This is a genomic window from Protofrankia sp. Cr1, assembly GCF_963555865.1.
In the GTDB taxonomy this organism is placed as follows: Bacteria; Actinomycetota; Actinomycetes; order Frankiales; family Frankiaceae; genus Protofrankia.
Window position 1 is genome coordinate 5,420 of record NZ_CAUVXO010000126.1, and the last position, 7,473, is coordinate 12,892.

At 68.0% G+C, this 7,473-nt stretch carries 5 protein-coding genes and 1 pseudogene; 4 read left to right on the forward strand and 2 right to left on the reverse strand.

Annotated elements, in window-relative coordinates; genetic code table 11:
* Positions 1-533, reverse strand: a 533-nt coding sequence (locus U9980_RS12465) for an amidohydrolase family protein (protein ID WP_322768052.1), incomplete at its 3' end; no start/stop codon positions are given.
* A 127-nt stretch (positions 534-660) separates the two neighbouring features.
* Here U9980_RS12465 and U9980_RS12470 point away from each other — a divergent pair.
* The 3 genes and pseudogenes from U9980_RS12470 to U9980_RS12480 all read left to right on the forward strand — a co-directional run bounded on the left by U9980_RS12470 (position 661) and on the right by U9980_RS12480 (position 3,067).
* The gene (locus U9980_RS12470; RefSeq protein ID WP_416210252.1) at positions 661-1,611 is read left to right on the forward strand and encodes a TetR family transcriptional regulator; all 951 of its coding nucleotides are present in this window, start codon (positions 661-663) and stop codon (positions 1,609-1,611) included.
* Positions 1,605-1,742 (forward strand): annotated as a pseudogene (locus U9980_RS12475) (aldehyde dehydrogenase family protein); the annotation flags it as partial. The gene U9980_RS12470 and the pseudogene U9980_RS12475, both read left to right, overlap by 7 nt.
* Positions 1,743-1,921: 179 nt before the next feature.
* Entirely contained in the window at positions 1,922-3,067 is a 1,146-nt protein-coding gene (locus U9980_RS12480) for a Rieske 2Fe-2S domain-containing protein (protein ID WP_322768055.1), read from the forward strand.
* 55 nt (positions 3,068-3,122) lie between these two features.
* Here the strand turns inward: U9980_RS12480 and U9980_RS12485 are convergent, their stop codons facing one another.
* On the reverse strand, positions 3,123-4,229 hold the full coding sequence (locus U9980_RS12485; RefSeq protein ID WP_322768056.1) for a phosphotransferase: 1,107 nt from the start codon (positions 4,227-4,229) through the stop codon (positions 3,123-3,125).
* Between the two features lie 215 nt (positions 4,230-4,444).
* Between U9980_RS12485 and U9980_RS12490 the strand changes: the two genes are divergently transcribed.
* Positions 4,445-7,473 (forward strand): FtsK/SpoIIIE domain-containing protein (locus U9980_RS12490; protein ID WP_322768057.1); only part of this gene is annotated, 3,029 nt, incomplete at its 3' end.

Sequence of the window (7,473 nt, forward strand, 5' to 3'; positions counted from 1 at the left end):
AGCTCAATATCCCACAACGGAATCAGACAGAGCGGGATGAACCTGCCGCCGCTGTCACCGCACCACTCCTCGACCATCCAGTTGTTGTAGGCGTGAACGCATGCCAACGCGAGTTCCTTGTCCTTCGCCTCGTAAAAAGTCTGACCGCAGAACCTGGGGAAGGTCGGAAAACACAATGACCGTTCGACGTGGTTGACATCCATGTCGGCCAGGCGCGCCCCGGGGTCGTAGAAACCCGGCCGCATCTGGTCGTATCCGACCGGCTCCTTACCGATCTCCGCCGGCTTCCGGCCCGCGGAAGCCATCCCCACGACCACGGCATACCGGAGGTACTCGTACACCCACCAGTCGGTCTCCGGGCCACTGGCAGCCATCCGGAACGGCCATCCGTCCGCCGGCACCATCTCGTACGGTGCGCGCACGACGCGCGGGCCGGCCTCCCGGTATCTGCCGGGCAGCCACTCGTGCCACAGGTGCGGCGGCTCAATCACGTGGTCGTCCACGGAAATGATCGGCGGAATTTCCGCTGTCATCGAACCTCCGCTGCGGTTTCATGGGTGGCCGCTTGGTGACCGACCGCTTCGTTACCGGCACCGCCGGCCCCGGTGGCGGACGGAGGGCTCACCCTGACACCCAGAACTAAAGCAGTTGTGCCAGAATATGAAAAGGGGCTGGGCTGAGTGGCCACGGGGACATGACAAGCGTCGGCGTCACACTGGATGGGTGAGTGGCCTGACAACCACCGGCAACCCCGGCCGCAACGAGCGACGCCGTAGTTACGATCGTAGCAGGACCACCCGTGACGCCCTGATCGCGACGGCTGAACGCCTGTTCGCGGAACGGGGTCTCGACGCGGTTTCGCTGCGCGAGATCGCCGCTGCCGCGGGTAGTCACAATACCGGAGCGGCCCAGTATCACTTCGGCGACAAGGAGCGACTCCTCGAAGCGATCTTCGAACATCGCGCGACCGTACTCAACGCACGCAGATCGGTACTGCTCGCCCAGGCCACCAGCCAGGCCACCAGCCAGGCGACGATCCAAGCCACGGTCGAGGCCATCGTACGGCCGCTGGCGGAGCTGGTTGGTCACGGCCAGTACGTCAGTTTCCTGGCCCGGCTTCAGGCCGACCACGCACGTGATCATCGCATCCGCCGACCGGAGAGTGGCACGGACGCCACGTTCCGCCAGGCCCGGGACATCCTGCGGCAGGCTCTTCCCACCCTGCCGGAAGCTGTGTTCCGGCGCCGATTCAACCTTGCCATGCGGATGGCCATCGCCGCGCTTGCCGACTACGAACGCGTCCACGCCACCGAGGCGCAACCCGACGCGGCTGCACACTGCGCAACTGATCCCACCGGTCGCGACCCAGGTGGCCCGCCCTCGGGCGAAGAACTGCACGATCTGGTCACAGACCTATGTGATCTGGTCACAGACCTGGCTGAGGCCATGTCCGGGATGCTGGCCGCCCCGTCCTCCCGCACAACCACCCGCACCGTTCGCTCCGGGGAAAGCCGTCCCCCCGCAGCGGGCACCCCCCGTGCTGATTGCCAGTCCGGCGAAGATGGGAAACCATGCTCCGCACCACCAGGGCAGCTACCGGACAGACCATGAACATCGGGATGAACTTCTACCCCGACACGCCGTTCGGGGGTTACGGGATCAGCGGTGTCGGCCGCGAACACGGTCTCGACGGCTTCCGGGAATACCTGCAAGCCAAGACAATCGCCAGCCCAGCGGTATAAAGTCAGCCAGGAAAGTCGTCCTGCGCCACCCCGATCCCACGTCATCCCGATCGGGGCCTCGGCCGGGATGACGTCACGGTGTTCGCGGGCGGGCGGGCGCCGGTGGTCACGTTCACGATCAGCGCCGACGGGCGCCTCGACGTGCTCATGTGCTCGGTGGACGTACCGGAGGAGGACCTGTGTCGGCACCGCGACGACGGCGCAAGGCATACGACCGACGGCTGTTGGCGAACCAGCCTGCGCACGAGGAACAGCTCACCGACTACCCGGTCGGCTGGTACTTCGCGCGTTTCGGCGAAGATCTAAAAGCCGGCCAGGTGGTTCCGGTCGAGTTCATGTCCCGCCAGTTCGCGCTCTTTCGAAACCGGACCGGGACAGTTGGCATGATCGACAGCCAGTGCTGTCACATGGGGGCCGACCTGGGTCGCTGCGGCTGGGTGAGCGGCGACCGGTTGGCCTGCGGCTACCACGCCTGGGAATTCGAGACCGATGGCCGCTGCGCGGCTATTCCACGGGTGCCGGCCGCCAGTATCCCACGCCGGGCCCGCCAGTACGCGGTACCCGTCATCGAACGGGCGGGAAACATCTACTTCTGGTACGGCCCGGAGCCCGTCCGGGAGTTCCTCGACGTCTCACACTTCGACTCCTCACAATTCCTCAATGTCAAGGGCGAGGTGTACATCGGACGCGGTGAGCCCCTGCCGATATCCGAGCACATCGTCGACTCCTACCATTTCCCGTACAGCCATCGGATCACCGCACCGGTGGAATACGCCGTCCTGGCGAACGAGGGAGACCGCTTCGAGTTCCAGCTCCGACCCGCGGGCGGGCAGCCGCAATCCAAGGTCCAACGGCTGTTCAACTCGCACGCGTTCGGTGAGATGGCCGCGCCCTGCATCGGCGTGTACCGGACGCAGCAGGATGCGACTATCGACCGGACGTCGCCCATGCTCACAGTTCTCACCGGGGGTACACCGATACGCGAGGGTCTGTTCATCTTCACCTGGCGTATCGCCGTCCGCAAGATCGGCCCTGACCGTTACTTCGGCCCGCTCAACCGTGTTCTGGGCCGGCTCATGTTCTTCATCATCAAGTGGAACTACTACTCCGACATGGAAGTTCTCAGGTGGATGCGGGCCCCCGCCAAGCCCCTTTCAGTGAAACCGGACGGGGCGGCCATACGCGAGTACCGGGCCTTCTACCGCCGCCATATCCTACCCGGCTGGCGTTTCGGGGACCCGACGCCAGCGGGTGAGCCGACGCCAGCGCCCCGCAACGACCACGACGGGCAGCCCACCGCGGCCGACAGCCACGGCGGCCGGTAAGATCACCGACCGCCGACATCGGCGGGGATTGACATCAGCGGAGCGAACGCTGCGGTCAGCTGATGGCCTTGAAGGACTCGAGATCGATGGCAGCAGTAACACACCGCTGAAGGTTGGCACTGATCAGAGCCGGGCCGTGGTGGGTGGGCGGAGTCATCACCCAGCCCACAGCCACCCCCCAGACCATGTTCTGCCGGTAGAGCAGCCAGGCGTCATCGGCGCTGGGTGGTGTAACGCCGTGGCGGGCGAGTTCGTCGAGGTAACCGGCGATCAGGTCCCGCTCAAGGCTCCGCCGACGCTCAGAATCAAGGGCGGTCACGATCAGGTAGGCGACGTCGCTGGCCCAGTTACCGGCCTTGCAGAACTGCCAGTCGAGCAGTCCGCCACCCGTCGGCAGCAGATAGGTGTTGGCGACGTGAGCGTCACCGTGCAGCAGGCATCTGTGTTCCTTCTCCATGAGGACCTGAAGCTTCCACAACGCCGCCCAGAGTTCGTCGTGTGATCGCCCGAGTCCGGCGACGATCTCGGCTTTCCAGTCGATCTTCAGCTGCTTATCGAAGATCTTCCGACCGGTGGTCCGGAAGAACTCCATGTTCTCGCCCGAGTCGGGTGTCTCCAGCCATGGGAAGACCTCGTGAAGATCAGAACTTGACCAGTAGGCGGCATGGACCTTGGCCAGCTCCGCAAGCAGCGCGGCAGCCTGTTCATGGGTCAGTGACCCCAGCGCATTGGGATATGTTGCATCCCGCAACGAGAGATCCTCGATGAGCACCACGAACTGCCCGGTCTCGTCGTCGAGATCGCCGAAGAACATCCGGGGTGCCTCCACGTCGAGCTGGGGGCGGACCTCCCGGTAGAAACCGATCTCCGTGCGGTACATGGCGGGAGCTGCGCGCGGCAGACCCGACTGATCCTCACCGACCAGCAGGGTCTTGAGGAACATCCGCGGTGGCAGCCCTGCATCGCATCCCGGCGCGTACCGCAATCCGAGCGTCAGACGATCCGCGGTTGATGCCTTCTCACCGGTAGCGGTGGCAACACCGACCCGCGTCGCGCCTATCAGGTCCACCCCGTCGACGACAACTGTTGGATGGGCCGGACGCAACAGGGTGGTCAGCATCGCGGGGGTGAGGTCTTCAGCCGACCTGGGTAGACTCGCCATGCTGGATTCTGGCACAGAAACCGTTGCAGACGACTGGCCTGACGAAGACATCCGTTCCTCACGGCGGCACCCGAGGGCAATCGCCGGTCCTCGACGAACCTGTACGTGCCCGGGCACACCTCAAGCGGTCGGCCTCCGATGATGTCCGAGACACTGTTCTTGGTGGTACCTGGCGGTGGCTACAGCACACGGACACACACAGAGCGAAGCAGAGGATGATCCTCAGACTGAGTGTGCACGACCCCGGCACCGGCGCGCGGTATGACGTCGAGATATCGGCCGATCCCGGGACCGGGGTCGGTTCCGTGCTCGACGCGCTGCCATTACCGGTCGGCGGTCGCCGTTGCTTCGTCGGCGGCCGACTGCTCGACCCCGCCGCGACCGTTGGCGACAGCCCGCTGGTGCACGGCACGACAATCAGTATCGGAGCGCCGGGTCCACAACCGCGCGCCGTTGTGCCCGGTGCCGTCGGCGCGCTGCGGGTGCTCGACGGCCACGACGCCGGCCTGGTCAGCTGGCTCGATCCGGGCGGCCACGTCATGGGACGCGATCCGCAGGCACGGGTCGTGCTCACCTGTGACGAAGTCTCCCGCAACCATGCGGCGCTCACGGTGTCAAGGGATGGCGCGGTCACCGTCGAGGACCTCCATTCCAGCAACGGCACCCTGGTCGACGACGCGTCCCTGGTCGGGCCGGCGCCCCTTGCGGCCGGGGCCGTTCTCGAGGCCGGTACCGACCGCATGGAGTGGGTGCCGCTGCCCCGCTCGCCGCTGCCGACGACTCGCAGCCACGACGGTCGCCTCGACTTCGACCGGGCCTTCGCCCCGACACCCGCCGTCGGACGTACCGAGGTGACGCTGCCGTCGGCCCCCACCCGCCAGACCGCCTCCCGCGGCGCCGTCTGGATCCCGGCGCTGCTGCCGGTCCTTATCGGTGGCGTCCTGTTCGTGGTCATGCGCAACCCCATCCTGCTGGTGACCTGCCTACTCGGCCCGGCCAGCGTCATCGGCAACCAGCTGGTGACCCGCAGACAGCGGGGCGCTGACGATCAACGCTTCGAGAAGGAGAAGGGGGCGGCGCTGCACACGATCACGACCGCAGTGGCCGCCGAGGAGAAGATCCGCCGCGCGCAGGCGCCCGACCGGCTCGACCTCACCCTTGCCGCGACCGGAGCCGACCGCCGGGTATGGCCGCGCAACGCGGACTCGCCGGACGGTCTGCGGTTGCGAGTGGGCACCGCGGACGAGCCCGCCTCGATCGACCTGCGCGGCGAGCGCTGGGCCGGTTTCACCGAGCCGACCCTGCGCGGCGTGCCGCTGACCGTCGACCTGCGCGCCGTGGGTGTGTTGGGCGTCACCGGTCCGGCCGGCCCCGCCGCTGACCTGGCCCGGTGGTTGCTGGTCCAGCTCGGCGTGCTCCGCAGCCCCGACGACCTGCGGATCGTCCTGATCACATCCGGGGATCGGGGCGACCTGGCGTGGGCGGCCTGGCTGCCGCACGTCGCCGCAGGTGAGGCGGGCCCGGTGCCCTGCTGGGTCGGCAACACCGAGCACACCCGGGCCAGCCGCATCGCCGAGCTCCGGGATCTGATCACCATCCGGTCCGCCGAACGCCGGGGCAGCGGGAACGTCGGTTTCGCCGAGGACGTCGTGGTCGTGCTCGACGGTGCACTCGCGTTGCGCAACCTGTCGGGTATGAAGGCGATCCTGCGGGACGGGCCGGAGGCGGGCGTGTACGTGATCGCCGTCGACCGGCACGGGATGAACGAGTGCCGCGCAGAATGTCAGGTCGACGACACTCGTGCCGTCCGGCTGACCCACCGCCGCGGCGAGCAGGTCGCGATCGGCCGCTGCGAGGGAATCGACCCCGCCGACGCCGAGCGGCTCGCTCGGGCCGTCGCAGCCCTGCGCGACCGGCTGTCACTGGGCAGTGCGGAATCAGCCATCCCCTACCCGGTGCGCTTCCTCGAGCTCGTCGGCGTCGGCCTACCGTCCGCGGACGACGTGCTCGCCCTGTGGGCGGACCAGCCGGGGCCGACCACCCGGGTGCTCCTCGGCGCGGACGGGGACGGTCCGGTCACCGTCGACCTCGCCGGGCAGGGACCGCACACGATGCTCGGCGGCGCCACCGGCGCGGGCAAGAGCATCCTGCTCCAGACGCTCGTCACCTCGCTGCTACTGGCCAACACCCCCGACGAGCTGAACCTCGTCCTCGTCGACTTCAAGGGCGGCAGCGCGTTCCTCCCGTTCGAGCGCTGCCCGCACGTCGTCGGGCTCATCCGCTCCACCGGCGAGACACCGGCGGACGTCTTCGACCAGGCTGCCGCCGACCGGGTCCTCGCCTCGGTACGGGCGGAGGTGCGCCGCCGGGAGTCCCTGCTCGCCCGGTACGGCGGTGAGATCGACGAGTACTGGCGGGCCCGGCGCGATGCACCCGGGCTGCCCGCCCTCCCCCGCCTTGTTATGATCTTCGATGAGTTCGCCCGGGTACTGGAGACGTCCCCGGACTTCCTGCGGGCACTGGTCAACGTCGCGGCCAAAGGCCGGTCGCTGGGCATGCACCTGGTGCTGGCCACGCAGTCGCTGCAGGGCAAGCTGTCGGCCGAGCTGAAGAACAACATCGAACTGCGGATCACCCTCCGACAGAACGAGCCGGCCGACAGCGTCGAGGTCCTGGGCATACCGGATGCCGCGGCCATCCCCGGCCGGCTGCGTGGCCGCGGCATGATTCTCTGCACGAAGGACGAGACGCGGACGCCGCGCCTGTTCCAGTCCGGCTACCTGGGTGATCCGCCGCCCGTCGGTGGGGCGCGGCCCGCCCACATCCGGATCGTGGACTGGGTCGCGCTCGGCACCGCCCGGCCGGAGGATCGGGCGGACCACAGCGGCGCGGCCACCGACCAGACGTTGACCGTCCGCGCGATCGAGGCCGCCGCCGGCCGGCTGGGCCGCCCAGCGCCGTTGCGACCCTTGCTGCCGCCGCTGCCCGCGGACCTGACGCTCGACGACCTTGCGGCCAGGGCCACCGTCGAACCGCCCGCGACAGCCGTCCCGTACGGCCTGATCGACATCCCCGACGCCCAGGCCCAGCCGCCGGCCGTGCTCGACCTAGCCGGAAGCGACCGGCTGCTGGTGGCCGGTGGGCCGCAGCAGGGCCGCACGACGCTGGCCCGCACGCTGATCACCAGTCTGGCGGCACGCTTTCGGCCGGACGAGGCGCAGGTGTACGTCATCGAGCACCAGCC